The organism is Thalassobius sp. MITS945101, from assembly GCF_047123305.1.
Lineage (GTDB): Bacteria > Pseudomonadota > Alphaproteobacteria > Rhodobacterales > Rhodobacteraceae > Thalassobius.
The window spans coordinates 3,565,416-3,587,761 of the sequence record NZ_CP138918.1 but is presented as its reverse complement, the minus strand read 5'-3'; the positions used below and the strand labels follow the sequence as shown (position 1 = coordinate 3,587,761).

22 protein-coding genes and 1 pseudogene are annotated in these 22,346 nt (G+C 56.5%); 11 read left to right on the top strand and 12 right to left on the bottom strand.

Going from position 1 to position 22,346, the window contains the following annotated elements; translation table 11 throughout:
- Positions 1-72 precede the first annotated feature (72 nt).
- Both SIC14_RS17665 and SIC14_RS17660 read left to right on the top strand, forming a co-directional pair.
- The gene (locus SIC14_RS17665; protein WP_412563225.1) at positions 73-1,653 is read left to right on the top strand and encodes a tyrosine-type recombinase/integrase; all 1,581 of its coding nucleotides are present in this window, start codon (positions 73-75) and stop codon (positions 1,651-1,653) included.
- 222 nt (positions 1,654-1,875) lie between these two features.
- Positions 1,876-3,052: pseudogene (locus SIC14_RS17660) on the top strand (IS3 family transposase).
- Between the two features lie 52 nt (positions 3,053-3,104).
- Here SIC14_RS17660 and SIC14_RS17655 read toward each other — a convergent pair.
- From SIC14_RS17655 to SIC14_RS17625, 7 genes are all read right to left on the bottom strand, one after another.
- Entirely contained in the window at positions 3,105-3,341 is a 237-nt protein-coding gene (locus tag SIC14_RS17655; RefSeq protein ID WP_412563224.1) for a hypothetical protein, read from the bottom strand.
- Between the two features lie 487 nt (positions 3,342-3,828).
- On the bottom strand, positions 3,829-4,314 hold the full coding sequence (locus SIC14_RS17650) for a hypothetical protein (protein ID WP_412563223.1): 486 nt from the start codon (positions 4,312-4,314) through the stop codon (positions 3,829-3,831).
- Between the two features lie 361 nt (positions 4,315-4,675).
- Positions 4,676-5,896: a peptidoglycan-binding protein gene (locus tag SIC14_RS17645; RefSeq protein WP_412563222.1), complete on the bottom strand. Its 1,221-nt coding sequence runs from the start codon at positions 5,894-5,896 to the stop codon at positions 4,676-4,678.
- A 6-nt stretch (positions 5,897-5,902) separates the two neighbouring features.
- On the bottom strand, positions 5,903-6,976 hold the full coding sequence (locus SIC14_RS17640) for a vWA domain-containing protein (protein ID WP_412563221.1): 1,074 nt from the start codon (positions 6,974-6,976) through the stop codon (positions 5,903-5,905).
- A 243-nt stretch (positions 6,977-7,219) separates the two neighbouring features.
- Positions 7,220-7,699, bottom strand: a complete 480-nt coding sequence (locus SIC14_RS17635) for a hypothetical protein (protein ID WP_412563220.1) — start codon at positions 7,697-7,699, stop codon at positions 7,220-7,222.
- Between the two features lie 759 nt (positions 7,700-8,458).
- Positions 8,459-8,896, bottom strand: coding sequence for a hypothetical protein (locus SIC14_RS17630; RefSeq protein WP_412563219.1), 438 nt, complete (start codon positions 8,894-8,896; stop codon positions 8,459-8,461).
- A 49-nt stretch (positions 8,897-8,945) separates the two neighbouring features.
- Complete coding sequence (locus tag SIC14_RS17625; RefSeq protein ID WP_412563218.1) at positions 8,946-9,830, bottom strand: hypothetical protein; 885 nt, start codon at positions 9,828-9,830, stop codon at positions 8,946-8,948.
- Positions 9,831-10,009: 179 nt separating this feature from the next.
- On the opposite strand from SIC14_RS17625, the gene SIC14_RS17620 reads away from it, so the two are divergent.
- Complete coding sequence (locus tag SIC14_RS17620) at positions 10,010-10,288, top strand: hypothetical protein (RefSeq protein ID WP_412563217.1); 279 nt, start codon at positions 10,010-10,012, stop codon at positions 10,286-10,288.
- A 99-nt stretch (positions 10,289-10,387) separates the two neighbouring features.
- Positions 10,388-10,813 (top strand): hypothetical protein, encoded by a 426-nt coding sequence (locus SIC14_RS17615; protein WP_412563216.1) that lies wholly within the window; start codon positions 10,388-10,390, stop codon positions 10,811-10,813.
- A 516-nt stretch (positions 10,814-11,329) separates the two neighbouring features.
- Here SIC14_RS17615 and SIC14_RS17610 read toward each other — a convergent pair.
- A protein-coding gene (locus SIC14_RS17610; protein WP_412563215.1) for an IS3 family transposase occupies positions 11,330-12,456 on the bottom strand; the annotation gives its coding sequence in 2 pieces (ribosomal slippage) (positions 11,330-12,192 and positions 12,192-12,456; 1,128 coding nt in all).
- Between the two features lie 42 nt (positions 12,457-12,498).
- On the opposite strand from SIC14_RS17610, the gene SIC14_RS17605 reads away from it, so the two are divergent.
- The 7 genes from SIC14_RS17605 to SIC14_RS17575 all read left to right on the top strand — a co-directional run bounded on the left by SIC14_RS17605 (position 12,499) and on the right by SIC14_RS17575 (position 18,879).
- Positions 12,499-12,900, top strand: a complete 402-nt coding sequence (locus SIC14_RS17605; RefSeq protein WP_412563214.1) for a GntR family transcriptional regulator — start codon at positions 12,499-12,501, stop codon at positions 12,898-12,900.
- Positions 12,901-12,902: 2 nt separating this feature from the next.
- On the top strand, positions 12,903-13,901 hold the full coding sequence (locus tag SIC14_RS17600; protein ID WP_412563213.1) for a 4-hydroxythreonine-4-phosphate dehydrogenase PdxA: 999 nt from the start codon (positions 12,903-12,905) through the stop codon (positions 13,899-13,901).
- A 5-nt stretch (positions 13,902-13,906) separates the two neighbouring features.
- Complete coding sequence (locus SIC14_RS17595) at positions 13,907-15,415, top strand: aldehyde dehydrogenase (NADP(+)) (protein ID WP_412563212.1); 1,509 nt, start codon at positions 13,907-13,909, stop codon at positions 15,413-15,415.
- A 272-nt stretch (positions 15,416-15,687) separates the two neighbouring features.
- The gene (gene zrgA, locus SIC14_RS17590) at positions 15,688-16,416 is read left to right on the top strand and encodes a zinc uptake protein ZrgA (RefSeq protein WP_412563211.1); all 729 of its coding nucleotides are present in this window, start codon (positions 15,688-15,690) and stop codon (positions 16,414-16,416) included.
- A gap of 2 nt (positions 16,417-16,418) precedes the next feature.
- Positions 16,419-17,117, top strand: coding sequence for an ABC transporter ATP-binding protein (locus SIC14_RS17585; RefSeq protein WP_412563210.1), 699 nt, complete (start codon positions 16,419-16,421; stop codon positions 17,115-17,117).
- Positions 17,114-18,364, top strand: coding sequence for an ABC transporter permease (locus tag SIC14_RS17580; protein ID WP_412563209.1), 1,251 nt, complete (start codon positions 17,114-17,116; stop codon positions 18,362-18,364). Before SIC14_RS17585 ends, SIC14_RS17580 begins: the two co-directional genes overlap by 4 nt.
- A complete protein-coding gene (locus tag SIC14_RS17575) occupies positions 18,361-18,879 on the top strand; it encodes a DUF3299 domain-containing protein (RefSeq protein WP_412563208.1) in 519 nt (172 codons plus the stop codon). Before SIC14_RS17580 ends, SIC14_RS17575 begins: the two co-directional genes overlap by 4 nt.
- Positions 18,880-18,886: 7 nt before the next feature.
- Here SIC14_RS17575 and SIC14_RS17570 read toward each other — a convergent pair whose 3' ends face one another.
- From SIC14_RS17570 to SIC14_RS17555, 4 genes are read right to left on the bottom strand one after another with little or no spacing between them, the layout of a single operon-like run.
- The gene (locus tag SIC14_RS17570; protein WP_412563207.1) at positions 18,887-19,789 is read right to left on the bottom strand and encodes a DMT family transporter; all 903 of its coding nucleotides are present in this window, start codon (positions 19,787-19,789) and stop codon (positions 18,887-18,889) included.
- Between the two features lie 18 nt (positions 19,790-19,807).
- Positions 19,808-20,638, bottom strand: a complete 831-nt coding sequence (locus SIC14_RS17565; protein WP_412563206.1) for an ABC transporter permease — start codon at positions 20,636-20,638, stop codon at positions 19,808-19,810.
- A complete protein-coding gene (locus tag SIC14_RS17560) occupies positions 20,635-21,585 on the bottom strand; it encodes an ABC transporter permease (RefSeq protein ID WP_412563205.1) in 951 nt (316 codons plus the stop codon). The genes SIC14_RS17565 and SIC14_RS17560 overlap by 4 nt, the downstream gene beginning before the upstream one ends.
- On the bottom strand, positions 21,582-22,346 hold the full coding sequence (locus SIC14_RS17555) for an ABC transporter ATP-binding protein (protein ID WP_412563204.1): 765 nt from the start codon (positions 22,344-22,346) through the stop codon (positions 21,582-21,584). The genes SIC14_RS17560 and SIC14_RS17555 overlap by 4 nt, the downstream gene beginning before the upstream one ends.

The window sequence follows — 22,346 nt, the reverse complement described above, 5'->3', positions numbered from 1 at the left end:
GCTTCAGCGGGAGGGCGGCTGATGCCCAAATCATTTAGCCACATCCGCCCCAAAGAGCATAGCGTCTATTCCGTGCCTCAGGTCATCTCGCTCTACGGCATCCATCGCAATACGTTGTCGAACTGGGTGCATTCTGGTTTGCGCCCTTCGAATGACAGCGGGCTGCAGCTGTTTCGTGGCCTTGAGCTCATCCGATTTCACAAAGAGCGTCGGGAGCGTAGCCGTCGCCGGTTGCGTCAGGGAGAGTTCAAGTGTTTCGGTTGCAAAGCTGCGGTCTTTCCTACTCTTGAAGGCCTGTACATTGAGCCTGCGATCAAACACGCGGGTATGGCCTTTGCACGCTGCCCCGACTGCGATGCGGCCCTTCACAAGCTCCTGAATGAGACTGAATGCAACATGCTTCGTGACGCGCTGGAAAACAACATCACCTTGGGTATCTCAGATGAAGGTAGCCCCCATTTCTTGGGTGGTATTGTGAAAACTGAGGAAAATGAGTCCGCCGACTGGCACATGTGTAATGACGCGGTGATCCACCAATGGCAGATCTATGCGCGCAAGTGGGATGGTAAAACCATCGACAAGTACCTCGCTGCGATCCGCGAATTTGAGCATATGATCGGGGGAAGACCTTTTCAGGAGGTCACTCAAGAAGACGCCGACTGTTACCGCGACTTCCTGATCGGGAAGGCCCTACTGCCAAAAGAGCAAGGAGGGTTGAGCCGCAGCACGGTCAGCAAAAAGGCCGGCCAATTGGCGGCATTTTTCGCCTGGTTGGTTAAACAGTCTGGCTACCGCCGCATGAACCAGATGTTGCCGGAGTATTTTGAACTGCCGCGCAAGGCGTTGGCCAAGGCGCTGGAGTTGGCGCCCCGGGCCTATCCCAAGTTCTCAGAGGTGCCCCTGATGCTGGCCGCTATGCCCTTTGCAACGCTGCAACAGCGCCGGGATCGCGCGATGGTGGCCTTCGCGTTTATCACTGGCTTGCGGGCCGCAGCGCTGACCTCGCTACGGCTCCGTCATCTCAACATGGAGCGGCGTGAGGTGTTCCACGACGGGGCGGAACTGCGCGCCAAGAACAGCAAGAGTTTTATGGTGGATTGGTTCCCGAAAACCGAAGCGCTACAGCCCTATTTCATCGACTGGGTCGACGAATTGCTAGCAAAGGGCTTCCGCCCTTGTGATGCCGTGTTTCCCGCCTGTGGTGATTTGCCAGAGGCGGGTGGAGAAATCCCGGGAAATCACCCAGAAATCGTGCCAATGCGTTCCCAAGCTGCCGTATCACAAGCCTTTGAGGACGCTACCGGCGGCCGCTTCACGCCACATGCTGCGCGTCACACGCTAAAGGCACTTGGCGATACGGTCTGCACCACCCTCGAGCTGTGCACCGCGTGGTCCCGCAATCTCGGTCATGAGACACTGGAAATTACCCAGCGCAACTACGCACAAATGACCAATGAGGCCAAACGTAACCTGCTGACCAAATTCAAGCACCAAACCGGCTTCAGTGCGGGGGACCTTGAGCTGATGTTGCAATACCACAATCACCAGCTTCACCCCGGTACCACCGAGTTCAACCGTGCCCGAAAACTGGATCGCCGTTACAAAAGGCAGCTGCCGTCGGAGGACGATGACGATTTTGAAGTGGTTGAGTAAGGGGGGGGTAGTGGTTGGGGTATGGGGGTTTGGTACCAGCCCCTGCGACGCAGTGTTTCCTGTCACTAGCATCTGCCTGGGGCCGGGGGCGGTCTCAGCAAGCCTCTCCGAGATCGTGCTGATGTGGTCCCAAGGCTATATCACTCAGGTCATTGAGCTTGACCTGAGCCCCTAAATCTCCTCCAGTTTTGTGTAGAGTCCGCCCAACTTAAGGACGGACAAATGAAGACGAGATTCACCGACGAACAGATCATTCAGATGATCAAGGAACAGGAAGCTGGCGAGAAGACGGCTGACGTGTGCAGGCGCTATGGGATCAGCCAAGGCACCTTCTACAAATACAAGTCGAAACGAGCCTTGGAACGCCATTGGTCCGAGTGACAATGGCGAGTGCGGTATGGAGCCTTCGGATGCGAAGAAGCTCCGGGCGCTAGAAGCCGAGAACGCGAAGCTGAAGAAGCTTCTGGCCGAGCAGATGCTCGACAATGCGATGTTGCGGGATGTGAACTCAAAAAAGTGGTGACGCCCGATGCCAAGCGGAAGGCGGTGGCGCATCTGGTGGAGGTCCATCAGGTGAGCCAGCGTCGGGCGTGCTCTGCTTTGGACGTTGATCGTTCGACGGTGCGGTATCGATCGCGCCGGTCGGATGACACGGACCTGCGCGATGCCATGAAGGCGGTCGCCAAGGAACGTCGCCGGTTCGGCTATCGGAGGCTGCATGTGATGGTCGAGCGTCAGGGCTGGCCCCCTCTCGGCAGATTTGCATTGCAAATCGCCTGCCGGGCAACGAGTGAACCACAAGAAGTTCCGTCGGATCTATCGCGAAGAGAAGCTCCAAGTGCGCCGCAGGGGCGGTAGAAAGCGGGCTTTGGGCACGCGAAGGCCGATGGTTGTGCCAAATGGCCCAAACCAGCGTTGGAGCCTCGATTTCGTGTCTGATGCGCTGACCGATGGTCGCCGCTTCCGGATCCTGACTGTGGTGGATGATCACACGCGTGAGAACTTGGCGCTGGTGGCCGATACATCGCTATCGGGCTTGCGGGTCACGCGAGAACTGGACCGGCTGATTGCAGCGCGGGGCGCGCCGTGCACGATCGTGTCGGACAACGGAACTGAGTTCACCAGCATGGCCATACTGCGATGGGTGCAGGAAACCGGGATCGACTGGCACTATATAGCGCCGGGAAAGCCAACGCAGAACGCATTCATAGAAAGCTTCAACGGCAAGCTGCGCGACGAATGCCTCAATGAAACGCTGTTCAGCTCACTGGCCGAGGCCCGGGAAATGCTGGAAGCATGGCAAGAGGATTACAACAGTCAAAGACCAAATTCGGCGTTGGGCAATCTGACACCGAAAGAATTTGCTTTGAAAACGATGATGGACAAATTAGCCGCGTAAGGCCATCAAACCAAACCCAAGGGCTCTCCAGGAGGTGGAGGAAACTTGGGGCTCAGGTCAGGAACGAGGTGTGGTTGCAGGCGATGTAGCCGTCCGCGGCGCGGAAGATGCCATGCAACTCGATGGTGTCGTTGGTGGTGAGCGCGACCATCGAGTGGAGCCATAGCACGGAAGTCTCAGAAATACGCGCGCCGCTGATCTCTCCGAAGGAGTTGCGGATCTCCGTTGCGCCGTTCAGGACGAGCCGCCCGCTCATCCGCGCCGACTTACTGTCGTTGATCTTGTACATGAGCGTCGCGCCGAAAAGGTAGGTGCCGTCGACCGAGACTGCCAACCGGAAGCGGTCGGACCGAAGAGGCCGACCAGCATCTTGGAAACGTCGCCTGCTTGTGAGGTCAAGCAAAGACTCGCTAGACGCTTTCGCCAAGTAGCGCGACGCAGCGCGATATTCCGCGATGGAAACATGAACACGAACTGCACAACACCGAGCAAGCCACTGATACTCAGTCTAAATCGTCACTATCCATCGCGGGATAGACTTGCCAGGCTCTCTAAATGGCGGCCTCGGTCGGCTTTGCTGATATAGGTACATGCCGCAGCATTCGGTAGTTTGGGCTCTAAGCCGCCATGCGGCAGTGCGGCAGCGTGTCCGCAGCGAAACTGCGCGCGAACCAAGGTTATCAACTGCTGGTGCCAGCCCTTCTAAGACATTCGTGCTGGGTGCAGTATGAGGCAGCCTCTAGAGCGCTCAAGGTGGATAGCGGCCGTCCGCTGCACTAAATATCAAGGTCAACGTCTCGCTTGAAGTTATTCGCCTTTGTCCAAGGCGCTTTCCCTTCAATCAACCGTAGTACAGCATTTGCAGTTTGCTCAGGAGAATATTCCCATGAGTTTTCAGGCACATCAAACAGTTCATGTCCGCATCCCCAGCGCGGCCCCTTGTCCACCCATGTAAGCCCTAGTAGCTTCACAGCAAACCGTGTGAAGCTTTCCTGTAGATATGGGTCATAGAATATCCCCTTCTCCAGCGGATAGTTAGGTGCAAATAGCTGCACGGCATACCCGTCGAGGCCACAAGCAATATCATGGGGCCCCAGCCCTTTTTCTTCTTGCTGTTGTTTTATGATCTTTGCATCAAGGGGATCGCCATCTGGCCCCAGCGCAAGTTCAATCGTAGATCTTGGTGCTTCAAGGCAGAACGCAACGCCGGGAGCCCCACATTCAAGTTGGGCTGCAAGTTCGGTTAGTCGCGTAACTTCCATTTTCTCACACTCGCAGTGGGGCTTGCCGGAGGCGTTGCGTTGGTGGCTATGCGCATCTAGCGAGCAATTGATAGGCAGCGTTGCGGGCCGTTGAACCCCTTTTTGAAGGGTCCGTCGAACGTCTGAATGGTTGTTTTCCGCTCCTATGGTTGATGGCCCATTTCGTCTTACACTTAGTACATGTTCTGCCAAGGCTGCCTCGCAAACGGTGACTTCGGAACAAACGTCGCGGTCATCGCCACAGTTTTACATCGTTGGGGAAGATTAGCGCATATTGGGGATCACCAGTAGAAACGATGAAGATCGGATCCCTCTCCCCTTCCTCCTGAGAGCCTGGGCTACAGCTATTAGCCGAGCTGCTTCAGCAGTTGCCGTAGGCCCTTATTGCGTTGTCGGTGCTATCCCCTAGCTTTCCGTCGATTGGTCCAGAATACAATCCGAGGTTCCTCAAGCGTTTCTGAACGTCCCGAGTCATTTGGGTTTGCATGTCTCTTTGCGCGTGATGCCGTTGCTTGCCTGGGTAGGATTCCGATACAGCATGGCACAGCTTAAACACCGCATGGTTTGCAACATTCTTTAAGCCATCTCCGCCAGCCTGATAATAATACCACACTAAAGAACCAAAGTCCCTGCGCCGTGTGTAATTTTCATTTTCCAACAGCTCGTCCAGCCAAATAGCTGCCTGCGCGTGATCTTTCACAGGAGATTCCGGGTCGACGAAATTTTCAATGACCCTAATTTGATAATGTATTGGAGAATGGGACTTAACAAAACGGTACCAATGAACCGCAGCCTCAACGTTTAGGCTAACGCCGCTGCCTGTTCTATATGCATAAGCTAAGTCGTATGCAGCCTTGAGGTGCCCTTGTTTCGCGGCTTTTCTAAGCCAGTTTACGCGGGCGTCTAGGTCTTTAGCATATCCATACTCGTCACTCAAAAAAGCATGTGAAAAACTGTATTGTGCAGCGGGATACCCTTGGTAGGCGGCCTTCTCGTACCAACGGAAACCCTCTTCGTAATTTTTCGTAAAGGTTAGCGCCCTCCCAAGGTTGAAGCTCATACGGGGCTCATTCGGGAAAGCGTTCGCAGCGAAACGGCACGGAGGGATAGCCTTTTCGTATTCCATCTCTTCCCAATGGATTAGTTTTAAGCCTTGTGGAGTATCAGGGTTGTCTGGGATTCCCGGAGCAAATTGCATTTCCTCGGCCATGAGTTTGTCACACAAATCGAATTCTGTTGAAGGGCGTATTCTAGCCTCTTCATATAGTCGAAGTGCACTCTGATAGAATTCTCCGGATTGGCCTGCTGTGTTTAAATACGCCTCAAGCAAGCGGATAGCATCGGTCGCCCGTCCAGCTTTCAAGGCTGTTTTTCCGTAGTGGAACAAGAACGCCTCAGGTTTGGGCACGTCCAGGTTCGCCAGTTCCTCAAAGTGAGACATTGCCAACTGATAGTTTTGGTCATCAATTGCTTCGATAGCGCGTATGAGCAGCAAGTCGGCTTGAATTTCAGGTGACAGAGCGCGTGATGGTGACGCGGTAAAGGTCGCAAGTGCGATAAGCAAACATAGAATGTACTTCATGATTTCCTACTTCAACTGGTCCCAAAGAGACGAGGGCTGTTCCGTTTTTGCTGTTGTTGCCTTTTGTCCGAACTGGCCAAGCATCCGTGCAATTGCCATGTTTTCAAAGGCATCCTCAAATGCGCGTTTTAACTGTTTTGGGCTGCTGGCATAGTGATAGCCACCGCCACTGCGGTCTGCGATGGCATTCAATTGTTGTACAGCCTCTGAGCCACTACCAATCCCCAGACCCACAGCTTCGTGCCGGTACAAAATATTGCGGTGCGATAGATCACCAAGCACGGAATCGATGTTTCCACAGCCGTTATCTCCATCCGCCAGCAGAACAATCGCCTGTGACAGAGACCCTTGCGCTTTGTTGTCATGCAAAAACTCGTTGGCATGGGTCAGCGCTGATGCCAGTGGTGTTCCACCAGATGCAGAAATTTGGTCGATGAACGTAGTCAACGAAGCAACGTCCATAGAAAGTGGATGTGAAAACGAAATTGGCGACGAGCAGTCGCCCGCAAAGCCAAGGATGGCAACTTCGGAACCGCTTTCAATACTGGCGCGCATGTTTTCTCGCGCCGCCTGTTTTGCGGCCGCCAGCTTAGCGCCGCTCATGCTCCCGGATGTGTCTATCAAGAACAAGATGCTGCCCTTGGGCGATCCTGCGGCGGTACGTTCATCCGTGGTTTCAATCGGTGTGTCGTCAAAACGTGCAGCATAGCCACGCGCAATTTGGCGCGGGTCAGCGTCTGGGCTAGACCAGTTATCGGCCTGAATTAAACGTTCATTCAAGCGCCGTTGGGCCTTTGCTACAATTTGGAGGTAAGAGGCGTAATCCTCCGGGCTAAAAAAATCTGACTCTCTTAAGGTCTCCAATTTGTCCGAGACCTCGTGAGACAGTGCTTCAAAAGCAACCCTCCAATAGTTCTGGTCACGTCCACCTTGCTCGAAAATGACCCCAGTGCCGGTTGATCTCGATGCGGTACGCTCCGCATCGGAACCAAAACTTGCCAATTGGGCGAAATTCCAACCACTATATTCGAGGTTCACAAGCAAGTCTTGTTCGTCGATTTCGTTCCAAACCTCGTCCACAAAGGCTTCCACCGCATTGAATTTGGTGCGAAAGGTGGTTTGCCGATACCATTGGTGTAACTCATAAGACGTGAACCGTCCGGGGATGATCCAGGCATCCAGTAGCTCGGGTTCGCTTTTCAGAACATCTCTTGCCTCTTGTTCGCTTAAGTACGCTCGGCGATCAAACCAGTCTGTAAATGTATGATGCTCTGCGCGGTAAGGAGAGTAGAGACGAGACCAATCAGGTGATCCCGGTACGTTTTACGACCATTTCAGTCCGTTCCCGCTAGACAGCACCCCCACATCCTGTACCAATATTACGTCTTGACCAAAGGCCTTGGAAGAAAACCTGAACACCACCTTGAATTCTGTGAAGCCAATTTTGTCGATGGCTTCTGGCCCAAGGTCCTCCAAGTTAATCGTTTCCATCCCGGGGGAGGCTCCACCCAAGTTCGGCACCGATACAGTTGATGCGTAAGGATCAATTTTCCAAAGCATTTCGGTGTTGGTCACTGGTTCGCCAAGCAGCGTACCAATTTGAAGCCTCAAAGCGTACTCAAAATAGATACCGTCATATTGCAGGTGCAATAGCCCTGACGGCTCGGAATTTTCACCTGCGCCGAGGTCAAACCTCATTTTCATGGCATTGGCAGGTTCAGTGGTTCTCACGAGCAAAACAACACTCAAAGCTAACAAAAACAGCAGCCGAGGCAGGATCTTCCAAAATTGCAGAAATTTCATTTTTGCTTGCCTTGGCTCTATAGGGGCCAATTCTGACGCGGCCAATTTGAAATGGACTTTTTAATCCCGTGTTGTGCGGGACTATAGCACAGGTTTCGTCCGGTCCAAGACAGGAACACTAAGCGCTCGAAATTGGCTCGGGTACTCTGCCGCTCACTTCGCTAGCTACTCAATACAAGCGGTGTGAGCCGCTACCTCAAATCATCTCAATTTTGGTGCCGGTATTATGAGGGGCTCACGGCTATAGGTCTATTCTGAGCCTGGGTGAAATTGATTTTCTGCTAGAAGGCCCGGCGCTGTCACAGGCAATGTTTCACGAGATGGTAGCTATGGGCCGGTGTCCGACTTGGGCGTTCTGCGGGCCGGACTTTGCAAAGTCCGGAGTCTGCGCACAGCTGCCGTTGGGGTTAGTGCAGAGACAGTCCTCTTTCTGCTCAAAGTTGCTGATCGACCATGTCCGCCTTCGGCCCAAAGCCGACGTTAAGCCCCTGGCCGACCGCCGCGGTGCAGCTTCACCAGACCGGCCATTCGCTGCGTGTGCAACCGTTGCGACCAACTCAACTCACACAGTGCGGACAAAGCTCCACTTCGCTGCGGCTGCGCCAAGGTCAGCTTTCGAAAAACCTAGCCGGTTAAAAACAGCGGGTTTTGCCAGGGCCACAATCCCCAGGCAGAACCTACCCAAAAGCTTAGAAGTAGAAGGCACAATTTTTGGCTGGCATTCAGCGTTTTCCCGTCAGCGAACCTAATATAGAAAAACTATTTTATAGATTGGAAGTATCTCTCTAAGTTTACCGCACTCACAACAGGAATGCTCAGTTCGCCAGGCTCTAGTCCAAGCGCCTCCAGACGCATAGATTGATTGAATAGCAGAGGCGGGAGACAATAACCTGCCGGGCAAGGCGTCAATGGGGCGACAAATTCATCTGTCTCGACATCATAAATCCGGGTTGAATCTTCGCTGTTATAGAGCCGCACATCAACTTCTGGCTGAAGTTCAAAGAACTCGACAGACTCTTCTTCGGTCGACGGAATGCGTTCGATGATGTTACGCATACGCGCCTCAGCCATGTTGTTTATTGGGATGTAAATAGAGGTATCCGATTTTGTGTCGAGAAGTTCGAAAACCCAGCCATCCGTTTTGACTGTGCCGTAGAATGGCTGTGCGGGAGAGATCTGATCCTGGGCAATTGTCATGTTCGGTGCAAGGATGCAAACCAATGACGTGACGACAATCTTCAGGATGCTAGATGTTTGCTGTGGACTGTAAACTATGAGCATAGCCATATTCCTCTTCACGTGCTGCCCTAATTCTTTTCATATACTCTAGGGAGAACGTTGTGACCCTGGCAACCGATCTTAGTATAGTCTCGTCACCAATTCGGAATTTGACCATAAGTGTACATATCCCATCACGCTCATTGTCTACTGAAGCCAGAAGATCTAGTAAGTCGCGGTAAATTTGAAGGCTTCCGCTTGTGAGAGCAACAAAGCTACACTCCTCCTTAATGGAAAGTGGCCCGTTTCTGCCTAAGTGGAAGCCTTCTGGCGCTGCCGCCGTAGTCCAAGATCGGGCATCTAAGGCCGCCGCGAGCCAATAGCCTTCTGGATTTGTATCGCTGTTGGTGGCAAAGTTGCACCACCGATAAGGGTGAAAAAGTTGAGTTGCGTCCTTTATTTGGATCTTCATTTTCACCGATTCTACGAAGATATCGTGCTCTTTGCTGGCAGCATGTAGCTCAAGGAAAGAAAACAGTAAAAACAGCCTGTTTCCACTATCTTCAATGGTCTTCTTCTGTTTGCCGCCGCGCTTGCCAGGCGCACTGCTCTGGGGACGGGGATCATGCTGGCCTCGGAAATCAAACACGGTCGGTTCTGACAGCGAGAGTCTTAATCCCTTCGATACGTCTCTCTCATCCGTAAGTAAGTGAACTTCTGCTTGCAAAGGATCGAGATTGAGCTGACCGCAAGCACGTTCAAAGAATTTCCGCGAAATGGGACCTCCCTTCAAGAGCTTTGTCCAGGTGTCGTGCCCTCCGCCAAACTTTTGCTTAAGGGCTTGTGCGGAGGTACAATTTTGGTGTCGCGCCGCGTGTAAAACGGCATCGGTGTCAACTAAAACCTTATTCAAAACGACTTTCTCTCCCAGAAGTACTTCCGGAAGCTTAACGGCTCATGACCAGCCTGTCACTTCCCGGAAGCCCTCCAGTTTGCCTCCTGTTTCTCGACCGCCGCGCCGCGCATTGACCCGATGCTGTTTGCTATCCAGACCAGGTAGCCACTTGGGCTACGACAATACGAGGAAAAAAAATGCGCAAGGAACACTTTCTTAAAGCCTCTGTCCTGGCAGTAGCCGTGTCGGTGCTCCAGCCTCAGCTGGCCACCGCCGCGACCTACTGGACAGGCACTGACGCCGACAATGATGTCATTCAGTTGTGCCGCGATGGCGATGGTTGGGAAGTCTCCTTCCAGGGGAGCATCTTCGCTGTCTATGGCACCGGCTGGGACCTCTCGGACATCGTTCAAGCACACGGTATGCATGGTGTTCGCCGGACTGGCTACAGCGGCAACGCGCCTTGCTACACATAATCAGTATGGGGGGCGCCATCAGGTGTCCCTCAACTCGCCCCTAATGGTCGAGATCGGAAAAACCTCACCCAAACCTAACTGTCTTAGAAAGGACACAACATGTCTCTGAAAGAAATCGTAACGGCAGCCGCCTTTGCTGCAATGGCCGCCACGACGGCAGACGCTAACCCGACGTGGCCCGGTGATCCCTATGACCCCCGCGACTACCTTGCCATCGTTGCCTTCCATGATCCCGGTGATGGCTCGGGTCCCGCGACGCTGCCGGGTTGGGGAATGCCGGGCAAAGGAGAAACTGAAAAGTGTTCGGGCTCCATCTCCTGCACTGGCGGATCGGGTGGCACGAGCTGTACTGGTTCGATCTCGTGCACCTTTTCTGTCCTGCCCGGTGTCACTAATGCGGTGACTTCGCCGACTTATCCGGATAATCAGGTACCCCCGAGCATCGTCTACAATGTCCAGAAGGATATCTACGGCTACGGCGGTCGCCCTGCGGGTGCCCCGCAGCCGAGCCCTCGGGGCGGCTAAGCACCTCCCATCCCCACAACCTAAAACGGCGGGTGTTCGCATGAGCGCCCGCCGCAACCCTCCCCCGAAATTCTCAAAATGAGAAAAAGCACAGTGTTACTAAGCACTTTTCTTTGTAGTCACTCGCCGCCCACCCTGACCGGCTGTCACCATTCACCCGCAACCAACCACTCTCCAAAAGGTATCAGCACGTAAAAGACGCTTATCAAATCTATGGTTGTGCTCGTTGCAATGACTGGCGAGTCTGCGGCCGCAGATCTCTACACCTATTCGAATGGCGACCAGATTTGCAAAGGTCAGAACGGCTACATCGTTCATCAGGACGGCCATGAGCGGGTGTGGGGCTCCGGCTATTGGTTGGCTGATGTTGAAGGAGGCCTTGGTCTCCTAAATACGCCCAAGACCCACAAACTTGTGGTCTCGTGCTCCTGATTGGCCTGACAAGACATCGTGTGAAGCACTTCAACGTGCTTCACCAACTTTGATCAGCCCCACCCAAGTGGTCCAATTTGAATGTTAGTGCATTATTGGCCTGGGTTCCATCAAGACGATGGTTTCTGGGGCCGGTGGGCGGTAGCCCAAGGCACTGTGTGGTCGTTTCGTGTTGTAGTGTTTTCTCCATTCTTCGATCAGGATTTGCGCCTCCCTTAGCGAGAAGAAGACCTCTCCGTTAAGTAGTTCATCCCGAAGCCTTGCGTTGAAGCTTTCGCAGTATCCGTTCTCCCAAGGTGATCCCGGCTCAATGTAGGCGGTCTTAGCGCCGACCGCTGCAATCCAATTGCGGACGGCCTGAGCAATGAACTCCGGGCCGTTGTCCGACCGTATGAAGGCAGGAACGCCGCGCAAGATAAACAAGTCCGTCAGCGCATCGATAACCTCTGTCGAGTTGAGCTTGCGCTTCACCTTGATCGCTAGGTATTCCCGGCTGTGTTCATCCAAGATATTGAGCGTTCGGAACGCTTTCCCGTCATCGGTTCGATGATGCACGAAGTCATACGACCACACATGGTTGCGGTACTCCGGTCGCAAACGAACACACGAGCCATCGTTGAGCCAGAGCCCCCCTTTCTTCGGCTGTTTCATTGGCACTTTGAGCCCTTCACGCCGCCACAAACGTTCGACACGCTTGTCATTCACAAGCCATCCGGCGTCTCTGAGCAATGCTGCGATCCGGCGGTAGCCATACCGACCATACTGGCGGGCCAGTTCGATCATATCAGCCACTAGACGCTCTTCGTCAGCACGGCCAACCGGCAAACGCCGTTGTGTGGATCGGTGCTGTCCCAGGACACGACAGGCTCGCCGCTCTGATACCCTGAACTGGCTGCAAACATGATCGATACAGGCACGACGGCGCGAAGGGCTTAGTAGTTTCCCCGTGCAGCTTCCGAAAGTATGAGTTTGTCCAGCGTAAGGTCCGACACGGCTCGACGCAGCCGATCATTCTCTTTCTGAAGCCTCTTTAGTTCCTTCAGTTGGTCAGTTCCCATTCCGCCGTATTGCTTACGCCAGCGATAGAATGTCTGTTCCGTTATCTGAACCTGCCTGATTGCATCAATGCGCGGCATTCCCTGACCGCACAACACCTCAACCTGCCGCAACTTCGTGACAATCTCTTCCGGCTTGTGTCGTTTGATTCCCATATTTGATCCTCCGTTTACTAACTATACGGGTGGACCAATTCAGTGGGGGAGGATCACGAAACCGCCTGTGAAGTCGCCACCGACAGTGAAATTGCCGAGATTGCGAAACTGGGGCAGGAAATGGCCAAGCGGTCGGATCAATTGGAGCCGCTGGATTTCTTCCAGCTCGATATGGCCTTTCATGCCGCCATCGTTGAGGCCAGCCAAAACGAGCCGCTGATCGAGACCCACCGTCAATACAATGCCCGTCTGTGGCGTGCCCGCTTCCTGTCCTCACGGCAGGTGGACCGGCGCGACAACACGTTGGCCCAGCATGACGACATTCTGGACGCTCTGAAGAAACGTGATGCCACCGCCACCCGGCGGGCGCTGCGCGATCACTTGCAGAGCACCATCACCAATATCGCGCGCATCCGCGAAGATGCCGCCGACTCTGAGGAGTAACCATGAAACCCAAAATTGCCATTATCCCCGGTGACACCAGCGGCATCGGGCCGGAACTGATTGCGCGTCTGATCACCTCGGACGGGGTGCGGGAGGCGGCGGATATCCTGCTGATCGGTGACCGTCATGTGCTGGAGGCAGGCATGGCCGTGGCCGGGTGCAGCTATGATCTGGACCCTGTGGACCCTGGCACCGATTGGACCGGCACGGCGGGTGTCGCCTTCTATGAAATGGCCACCATCACCCCCGACGCGGTGGAGGTTGCAGAAGTGACCGAAGCGGGCGGTGCGTCGGTATTGCGGACGCTGGATCAGGCGCTGGAATTCACTCAAAACGGCGTCACCGACGCGATTGTTTTTGGGCCTTTCAACAAGGCCTCGATGCATCTGGCGGGCCTTGGCCACGATGACGAACTGCACTATATGGCGGAAAAACTGGGGGTCGACACCTATATCTCCGAGCTGAACACGCTTGATGGGATGTGGACCAGCCGCGTGACCAGCCATGTCCCGCTGCGGGCGGTGGCCGAGATGATCAGCGAAGAGCGTGTGCATGAGGCGGTGCATCTGATCCATCGCACCCTGCGGCGTTCGGGGGTGGAGCGACCGCGCATTTCCGTGGCCGCAATCAATCCACACGCTGGTGACAACGGCAACTTCGGCACCGAGGAAATTGACGTACTGGAACCGGCGGTGAAGAAACTTGCGGAAACCCAGATGTCCGTAGATGGCCCCTGGCCGTCGGACACGGTGTTCCTCAAGGCGGTGGCCAAGGAAATCGACGCCGTGGTCACCATGTATCACGATCAGGGCCAAATTGCGCTGAAACTGCTTGGCTTTGATCGCGGCGTAACCGTTCAGGGCGGTTTGCCGATCCCGGTCTCCACACCGGCGCATGGCACCGCCTTTGACATCGCAGGGCAGGGCCGTGCGGACGTTGGCGCCACCCGCGCAGCTTTTGATATCGCATGTGACATGGTCACCCATTGGCATAAGGAATAATCGCTATGGGCTTTACTCCACACGGAAAACATCTGATCGCAGGCACTTGGGTTGCAGGGGAAAATACCTTTCCCTCAGACCCTGCGCAGGGGGCCGCACATGACTTTGCGGTTGGCACCCCCGCCGATGTGAGCGCGGCCGTGGAAGCCGCGGAAGAAGCTTTCTGGTCTTACGGCTATTCCAGCCGTGAAACCCGCGCTGCGTTTCTGAACGCCATCGCCGATGAGATCGAGGCCCGCGCCGATCAGATCACTGAAATCGGCACCCAGGAAACCGGCCTGCCCGCAGCCCGCCTGGAGGGTGAGCGTGGCCGAACCACCGGTCAGCTGCGTTTGTTTGCGACGCATATTCTGGCGGGGGCCTATCTGGACCAGCGGCATGATCCGGCCCTGCCGGATCGGGCGCCACTGCCGCGTCCCGACCTGAAGATGGTGCAGCGCCCGATTGGGCCTGTAGCGGTCTTTGGTGCCTCGAACTTCCCGCTGGCTTTCTCCACCGCCGGGGGCGACACCGCCGCGGCCTTGGCGGCGGGCTGTCCTGTTGTGGTCAAAGGCCATTCGACCCATCCCGGCACCGGTGAGATTGTGGCCGAGTCGGTCCACGCCGCGATCCAATCGTGCAACCTGCATGCCGGTGTTTTCTCTTTGGTGCAGGGCGGCAAGCGTGACGTGGGTCAGACCCTTGTGCAGCATCCGCTGATCAGGGCGGTTGGCTTTACCGGCTCGCTTGGCGGTGGGCGCGCCCTGTTTGATCTTTGCGCGCAACGGGAAGAGCCGATCCCCTTCTTTGGGGAGCTGGGTTCGGTCAATCCGATGTTTGTTCTGCCAGAAGCCGCGGCGGCGCGGGCTGCGGAGCTTGGCACCGGCTGGGCCGCGTCATTGACGATGGGGGCAGGGCAGTTCTGCACCAATCCGGGCATTGTGGTGATCCAGAAACACCAAGCCGCAGAGTTTGTTGCCGCCGCCGTTGCTGCGCTGGCGGACAGTGCGGCGCAGTGCATGCTGACCGATGGCATTGCGGAGGCCTACCGTGCCGGCAGCGCCCGCATTGCCGAAAGTGAGGCGGTGGAGCCCCTGCTGACCACGCAGCCAGAGGCGCGTAATGCAACGCCGTTCCTGTTCCAGACCTCGGTCGCCGCCTTCCTTGCCAATGAGGATCTGGGCGAAGAGGTGTTTGGCCCTCTGGGGCTGGTGGTTCTGGCCGAAGATGTTGCCGAGATGCGCGCCCTGGCGCTGGGTCTTAAGGGGCAGCTGACCTGTACGTTGCACCTCGACGCGGGTGACACCGAGGTTGCGCAAACCCTAATGCCGGTTTTGGAACGCAAGGCTGGTCGGGTCTTGGCAAATGGCTTCCCCACTGGGGTGGAGGTCAGCGACACGATGGTACATGGCGGGCCTTATCCGGCCTCTACCAATTTTGGCGCAACCTCGGTGGGGACCCTCTCCATTCGTCGGTTCCTGCGCCCGGTGTGTTACCAAAACCTGCCGGACGAGTTGCTGCCGGTTCGTGACTGAATGGAGCGGGGGCCAGGCAAGGCTTGGCCCCTGACCAATCATCATGCTGGTGCGCTGGGGGCGTGGTGATCAAGGCTCTGGCCTTACTTCCCAACCTTTGCAAACGGATATCGCATCCTTCTGGCGAGAGGTTCCAAGTTTCCTCTCGACAGTTGTTGGGATATGTTACCTTATATCATAACCATCAGCCTCCGCCCTCTGGAACGTAATCTAGGTGCGTGGTGCTGTTCCCCTGTTCGGCCAGACCCGATTTATGAAATTTGGAGACATTCATGCGTACCCCATTGCCCGTCCTTTTAACCCTCTGCGCCAGCCCACTTTGGGCAGAAAGTGCGCGTCAGCTGGACAGCCACGAACATGGTGTTGGCGCCCTCAACATCGCCATTGCCGGCACCACGGTTGAAGTGGAATTCCACGCCCCGGGCGCGGATCTGGTGGGGTTCGAATATGCGGCGGAAACGCCCGAGGACCGCGCGGCCGTGGATGGCGCCGTTGCTGCGCTGGCCCGTCCACTGGAGCTGTTCCAAGTGCCCGCTGCCGCCGCCTGCAGCGTGGTAGAGGCCAGCGCCGCCCTCGAAACGGAAGATGACCACGATGCCCATGACCACGATGTCCATGACGACGAACATGCGCATGAAGAAGATCATGATCATGAGGCACATGAGGACCATGACGATCACGGCGATGATCATGACGAAGATCACGGCGACGCGCTTGGTGAAGATCACGGCGATGAGCATGCGCATGACCACGCGGCAGAGCATGATGCGCATGACGCCGACCATGCCGACCACGACGAAGAGGCTGGCCACACAGAGTTTCACGCCCACTATGTGCTGACCTGCGCCGCACCAGAAGCGTTGAGTGAAATCACCTTCAACTACTTCAAAGCTTTCCCCAATGCCCGCGAATTGGAGGTTCAGATCGTTTCTGCGGTTGGCGCGAAGGCATTTGAAGTCCATTATGATGAACCAGTTCTCAATCTTCGCGGGATGTTCTGAGTTTGTCGCAAGACCCCATTATTGCATTGAAAAATGTCGCGTTCCGCTGGCCGGGACGCGACGGCTTCGGGTTTTCCATTCCGGATTTTACAGTCCAGCCGCGTGAGGCTGTATTGCTTTTAGGCGAAAGCGGCTCGGGGAAATCGACCCTGTTGTCACTGATCTGCGGCACCGTTCTGGCGCAGACGGGGACAGTGCAGGTGGCGGGGCAAGAGGTGCGCGCCCTTGCCAAAGGGGCCAGAGACCGCTTTCGCGCCGAACAGATCGGCATGGTGTTCCAGCAGTTTAACCTGCTGCCCTTTGGCTCGGTTCTCGACAACATCACCTTGCCGCTGCGGTTCGCCCCGGAACGGCGCAAACGCTGTGGTGATGCCCCTGAGAATGCCGCTGCGCTGTGTCAGGCGCTGGGGCTGCCCGAAGGCATCTTGCGGGCCAAGGCCGCCACGCTCAGTGTGGGACAACAGCAGCGGGTTGCGGTTGCACGGGCCCTGATTGGTGCGCCACCCATCCTGATCGCGGATGAGCCAACCTCGGCACTGGATGAGACCCGACAGGCGCAGTTTCTAGACCTGCTGTTTGCCCAGGTACAGGCGCAGGGCTCCAGCCTGTTGATGGTCAGCCATGACCCCCGGATGGGGCAGCGGTTTGACCGGGTACTGAAGATGGAAGATCTGGTGCAACGTGAAAGGCCGGCGGCATGATCCTGCGACTTGCTCTTGGCTCGCTCCTGGCGCGTGCGCTGACTGTTGCCATGACCGTTCTGGCCATTGCTCTTTCGGTTGCCCTGTTTCTGGGGGTTGAGAAGGTGCGCACGGGCGCCAAGGCCAGCTTTGCCGATACTATATCGGGCACCGATTTGATTGTCGGCGCGCGTTCGGGATCGGTGCAGCTGCTGCTTTATTCCGTTTTCCGGATCGGCAACGCTACCAACAATGTGACATGGCAGAGCTATCAGGACATCGCTGCCCGTCCCGAGGTGGATTGGATCGTGCCGATTTCCCTGGGCGACAGCCACCGACAATTTCGGGTGATGGGCACCACCACCGGGTTTTTTGAACATTACAAATTCCGCCGGGATCGTGGGCTGGAACTGGAACAGGGCCAGATCATGGACGATCTGTTTGACACGGTGATTGGCTATGACGCGGCGCAGGCGCTGGGCTATGCGGTGGGCGACCCGATTGTTGTGGCCCACGGTATTGCCTCTTTCACCGAACACAAAGACCAGCCGTTTCGTGTGTCTGGCATTCTGGCCAAGACCGGCACGCCGGTGGATCGCACCATCATCGTCTCGATGGAAGCGATTGAGGCCATCCATGTGGATTGGCGCAGCGGCGCCAAGATCCCGGGGCAAAGCACCCCCAGCGACACACTCCGCCAGATGGACCTGACCCCCAAAGCCGTGACCGCGGCCCTTGTTGGGGTGAAAAGCCCGCTCAAGACATTTGCGTTACAACGCAGCATCAACACCTATCCCGAAGAGCCGCTGCTGGCGATCCTGCCTGGCGTGGCGCTGCAAGAGCTTTGGGCCATTGTCGGCATTGCGGAAACGGCCTTGCTGGCGGTTTCTGTGCTTGTGGTTGTGACCGCGTTGATCGGGATGATGGCAACCCTTTTTGCCAGCCTGAACGAAAGACGCCGGGAAATGGCGATCTTTCGGGCGATGGGCGCCAGTCCGCGCACCATCCTTGGGTTATTGGTGCTGGAGGCCACCCTGACGGCGGCCCTTGGCAGTTTTTTGGGGCTGGTGATGCTCTATACCGGGCTCTGGGTGGCGCAGCCATTGGTCGACAGCGCCTTTGGCCTATACCTGCCGATCGATGCGCCTGCACAGCGCGAAGTGCTGACCCTGCTGGCCGTGGTCTTTGCTGGCGCAATTGTGAGCCTGTTGCCTGCATTGCGTGCCTACCGCCTGTCCCTTGCCGATGGTATGATGGTGAAATCATGACAAACCTTGATCGACGACAGCTTCTCTCATTTGGCCTTGCCTTTGGCACCACGGGCCTAACGCTGCCTTCTGTGGCGGCGGCCAATGTGGCCCGTGAAATCACCTGGGACGATCTGATCCCGCCCGGTGTGCCCTATGCCGAAATCATCGGCGAAGGCACAATGGACGAAGCCAATGACATCTGGCGGCCGGTCTATGACCATAACGCCACCAAGCTCAACAGCGACTTGCATGGCGCCTATATCCGGATGCCGGGCTTTATTCTGCCGCTGGAACTAGACGCTGAAGGCATCAGTGAATTTGTGCTGGTGCCCTATGTCGGGGCCTGCCTGCATACACCGCCACCACCGCCCAACCAGTTGGTACTGGTGCGGGCAGTTGATCCCTGGCCCAGTGATGCGCTGTGGGATCCGGTCTGGGTCACCGGCAAGATGAGCACACAGCTGATGTCTACCGAGGTGGCGGAAACAGGCTATGCGCTCATCGCCGATGAGATGGAGCGATACGAGTGGTGAGCGGGCGCTAACCCGCTTTTGCGGTTTTGGTGCTGGCGCCTTCTTTACTTGGCTTGTCTTTGAAGGTCACCAGCCACATGGCGGCAAGGATCAGGGCTGTTGCGCCGATGAAGGCCACGCCGGGGACCACGTTGAACAGGCTGTAATCTGCAATCACTGCAAAGATCAGCGACAGGTACTCGAACGGTGCCAGTTTTGAGACCTCGGTTTTTTGCAAAGCCAGTGTCATCATGATGTGGGCAACTCCGCCCGCAACGCCAGAACCGATTAGCAACAGCCATTGCTCTGCTGTAGGCTGCACCCAGCCCAGACCCGCTGTGGCCAGCCCCGCCAATGCGCAGGTCAGCGCAAAGTAAAAGGCGATGGCGCCAGCGTTTTCGGTCAATGCCAGGGAACGGATCTGGATCTTCGCCCCGGCGGTGAAGACCGCCATGATCAGGGCCAGCCCCAAGCCGATCATATAGGACTGGTCCAAAGTTGTGCCGGTTGCTTTGGGCAGGACCAGAACCAGCATGCCCAAGAAACTCAGCACCACCGCAAACCAGCGGGTCGGGCTGACCTCTTCGCCGAGGATAAAGCGGGCCATCACCACAGCCAGCATCGGCGCCAGGTAGCCAAGGATTGAGGCATGCGCCAGCGGCAGGTATTTGAGCGAAGCAAAAGAGGCAAACATCGCAGCGCAGCCCATCAGACAGCGGGTCACATGGCCCATCGGGCGTTTGCTGTAGAGGCCGGCGGGGAACTCCTTGGTCCACATCAGGAACAGGACCAGAGGGACCAGCGCCACCGCACTGCGGAAAAACACCACCTGACCCACTGGCACCGCCTCGGACAGGAGTTTGATCAAAATGACCATGAGGGTGAAGAAAAACGTTGCGCCGACGCGCAGGAAAATACCGGAAGTGTCCAAATTCAATCCAATCTAAAATCAGGCGTCATCCGCCAGCCGGTCGCGCAATCGGTCGCCGGTCAGGTTGATGGTAAGGACTGCGATCAGAACCGCAAGCCCGGGAAAAATCATCAGATGGGGTGCTGTGTGCAAATAAGCTTTGCCATCCAGCAGCATCGCCCCCCATTCGGCATTGGGCGGCTGCACGCCGAAACCCAGAAAGCTCAACCCCGAGATCGCCAGAATGGTGCGTGACCAGCTGTTGGTCCACAGAACAAACACGCCGGGCAACACATTAGGCAGGATATGCAGTGCAAGAATGCGCCATCCCTGCAGCTCGTTCAGCCGGGCCTGCAAAACATAGTCCTGCTGCACCACCGTTATCGCAAGGCTGCGCACAAGTCGGGCGAATTTCATCCAGCTGACTACAATCAGTGCCAGCACAAGATTCAGGGTACTTGGGCCAAACAGACCCGCAATGATCACGGCGGCAATCAGCTCGGGAAAGGCAAAGAAACTGTCCGTGGTGCGCATCAACACCAGATCCACCCAGCGGCCACTCTGCGCGGCCACCAGCCCAACGAGGGTGCCGATCACGGCTCCGATGCTGACCACACAAAGTGACAGGCCCAGCGACCAGAAACTGCCGTAGAGCACACGGGTCGCAATGTCGCGGCCCAGATGATCGGTGCCAAACCAGTGGCTTGCGCTTGGCGGGGCAAGGCGGTTCAAGAAATCTGCCTGCGTTGGATCATAGGGCGTTGCCAGCAGACCAAAGCCAACAATCAAGATGATCATCGCAAGAGCAATGGCACCTGGGGAAAACACGGCCGGTTTGATGGGGGAATGGGCGATCGTGGAAAGGCTCATGCCGGTTTGCCCTCTTTGCTGTGTTGCCTTGGGTCGGTCAGGGTTTGAAGCAGATCGATCAGCGTGTTGATCAGCACATAGGTCAGCGCAAAGAACATCACGAGGAAGACCACAACGGGCAGGTCACGCGCCAGGACCGAACCTGCCAGCAAAGACCCCAGACCCGAGCGGGCAAAGATGATCTCAACCACCACCGCGCCTTCGATCAAACCCGCCAGATCCAGCCCGATCATGGTCAGAGCTGGCGACAGGGCGTGGCGCAGAACATGGCTGACGAAAATCTCATGCTCAGGCACCCCGCGTAGACGGAGGGTTTCAACAAAGGGCTGGGCATAGGCCTCCAGCAGGAAACTGCGCAACAGGCGGGTCTGAGATGACATCACCCAGAAGGCCAGCGTCAGGGCAGGCAGCACCAGATGCGCCAGGCTGCCGGTGCCATAGGCCGGCAACCAACCCAGATGGGCCGCAAACAGCAGGATCAGCAGGATCGACAGCCAGAAACTCGGCACTGCTGCCCCAACAGAGGCCAGCAGGATGGCAAAGCGGTCCCACAATGAGCCCTTTTTCCAAACCGCCAACCCCGCAAGCAAAAAGGCCGCGCAGAGGCCCACTGTCAGGGCGGTGAAGGCAAGGGTGAAAGTCTCAGCAAGGTTGCCGACAAAGATGTCCCACACTTTGGATTGCGAACTGTAGGAGCGTCCGAAATCACCGGTCAGGAAATCTGCCAGCCAATGCAGGTATTGCGTCAGGAAAGGGCGGTCCAGATGGAATTCGGCCCGCAGGCCCTGCAACACCGCCTCGTCAAATCCCATTTCACCGGGATAGCGCGCCTGCGCAATGGCCAGCGCTTTGTCGCCGGGGGCAAAATAGGTCACCGCAAAGGTGATGAAACTGGTGCCAAACAGCACCGTCAACAAGCCAGCCAGCCGCGTCATCAGAGCAGTCATTGTGCGGCCTCCGTCATGTCTATTGCCCCAAGCGTTTGCGCTGCGGCCACCAATTCGGCTGCATAGGCGCTGGCCGGGTTGGCGAAAAAATCATCTCTGCTCTGAAAGGTTTCCATCCGCCCATTGCGCAGCAAGAGGATGTGATCGGCGTAAGCCGCGGCAAAGCCCAGATCATGGGTCACGACTATATAGGTCAGGGCTTTGTCTTGCCGTAGCTGGTCCATCCGCAAGGCGATCTTTTTTTGCACCAAAGCGTCCAGGGCGCTGAGGGGTTCATCGAAGATAATCAGCCGGGGCTCCGCCACCAGCGCGCGGGCCAGACAAGCCCGTTGCGCCTGCCCAAGCGACACTTGCTTTGGCAGCCGATCGTAGAAGGCAGCGGGCAGCTCCACCGCCTTAAGTGCGGCCAGTGCTGCGGTTTTCTGTTCCGAAACGGTCAGCTTCTGCGCATAGAGGCTTTCGCAGATGGATTGGCCAAGGGTCCGCTTGGGGTTCAGGGCCGCCAGCGGATCCTGCATCACCCAGCGACGGGCTGGTAGCCCGGGCTGTGGTGAGGCCGCCGTGGGGGCCATTGGTGCGGAATGGTTAAACCGGTCAAAACGGCTTGGCAGCAGCCCCATCAGCCCTTTCAACAGGGTCGATTTCCCCGCACCACTTTCGCCAATGATGCAGAGCATCTCGCCAGAGGAGATCGAAAACGACACCTCTTTCAGCAGAGGGCGACCGGCAACCGACACCGTAAAATTGCGAACGTTGATCAT

What these genes read in the sequence shown, in the direction of transcription:
- SIC14_RS17560 (WP_412563205.1), bottom strand. Translation starts at nt 21,585, where the DNA reads ATGACTGCTCTGATGACGCGGCTGGCTGGCTTGTTGACGGTGCTGTTT.
- SIC14_RS17650 (WP_412563223.1), bottom strand. Translation starts at nt 4,314, where the DNA reads ATGGAAGTTACGCGACTAACCGAACTTGCAGCCCAACTTGAATGTGGG.
- SIC14_RS17645 (WP_412563222.1), bottom strand. Translation starts at nt 5,896, where the DNA reads ATGAAGTACATTCTATGTTTGCTTATCGCACTTGCGACCTTTACCGCG.
- SIC14_RS17600 (WP_412563213.1), top strand. Translation starts at nt 12,903, where the DNA reads ATGAAACCCAAAATTGCCATTATCCCCGGTGACACCAGCGGCATCGGG.
- SIC14_RS17575 (WP_412563208.1), top strand. Translation starts at nt 18,361, where the DNA reads ATGACAAACCTTGATCGACGACAGCTTCTCTCATTTGGCCTTGCCTTT.
- SIC14_RS17635 (WP_412563220.1), bottom strand. Translation starts at nt 7,699, where the DNA reads ATGAAATTTCTGCAATTTTGGAAGATCCTGCCTCGGCTGCTGTTTTTG.
- zrgA (WP_412563211.1), top strand. Translation starts at nt 15,688, where the DNA reads ATGCGTACCCCATTGCCCGTCCTTTTAACCCTCTGCGCCAGCCCACTT.
- SIC14_RS17655 (WP_412563224.1), bottom strand. Translation starts at nt 3,341, where the DNA reads ATGTACAAGATCAACGACAGTAAGTCGGCGCGGATGAGCGGGCGGCTC.
- SIC14_RS17630 (WP_412563219.1), bottom strand. Translation starts at nt 8,896, where the DNA reads ATGACAATTGCCCAGGATCAGATCTCTCCCGCACAGCCATTCTACGGC.
- SIC14_RS17615 (WP_412563216.1), top strand. Translation starts at nt 10,388, where the DNA reads ATGTCTCTGAAAGAAATCGTAACGGCAGCCGCCTTTGCTGCAATGGCC.
- SIC14_RS17620 (WP_412563217.1), top strand. Translation starts at nt 10,010, where the DNA reads ATGCGCAAGGAACACTTTCTTAAAGCCTCTGTCCTGGCAGTAGCCGTG.
- SIC14_RS17595 (WP_412563212.1), top strand. Translation starts at nt 13,907, where the DNA reads ATGGGCTTTACTCCACACGGAAAACATCTGATCGCAGGCACTTGGGTT.
- SIC14_RS17580 (WP_412563209.1), top strand. Translation starts at nt 17,114, where the DNA reads ATGATCCTGCGACTTGCTCTTGGCTCGCTCCTGGCGCGTGCGCTGACT.
- SIC14_RS17555 (WP_412563204.1), bottom strand. Translation starts at nt 22,346, where the DNA reads ATGATCAACGTTCGCAATTTTACGGTGTCGGTTGCCGGTCGCCCTCTG.
- SIC14_RS17565 (WP_412563206.1), bottom strand. Translation starts at nt 20,638, where the DNA reads ATGAGCCTTTCCACGATCGCCCATTCCCCCATCAAACCGGCCGTGTTT.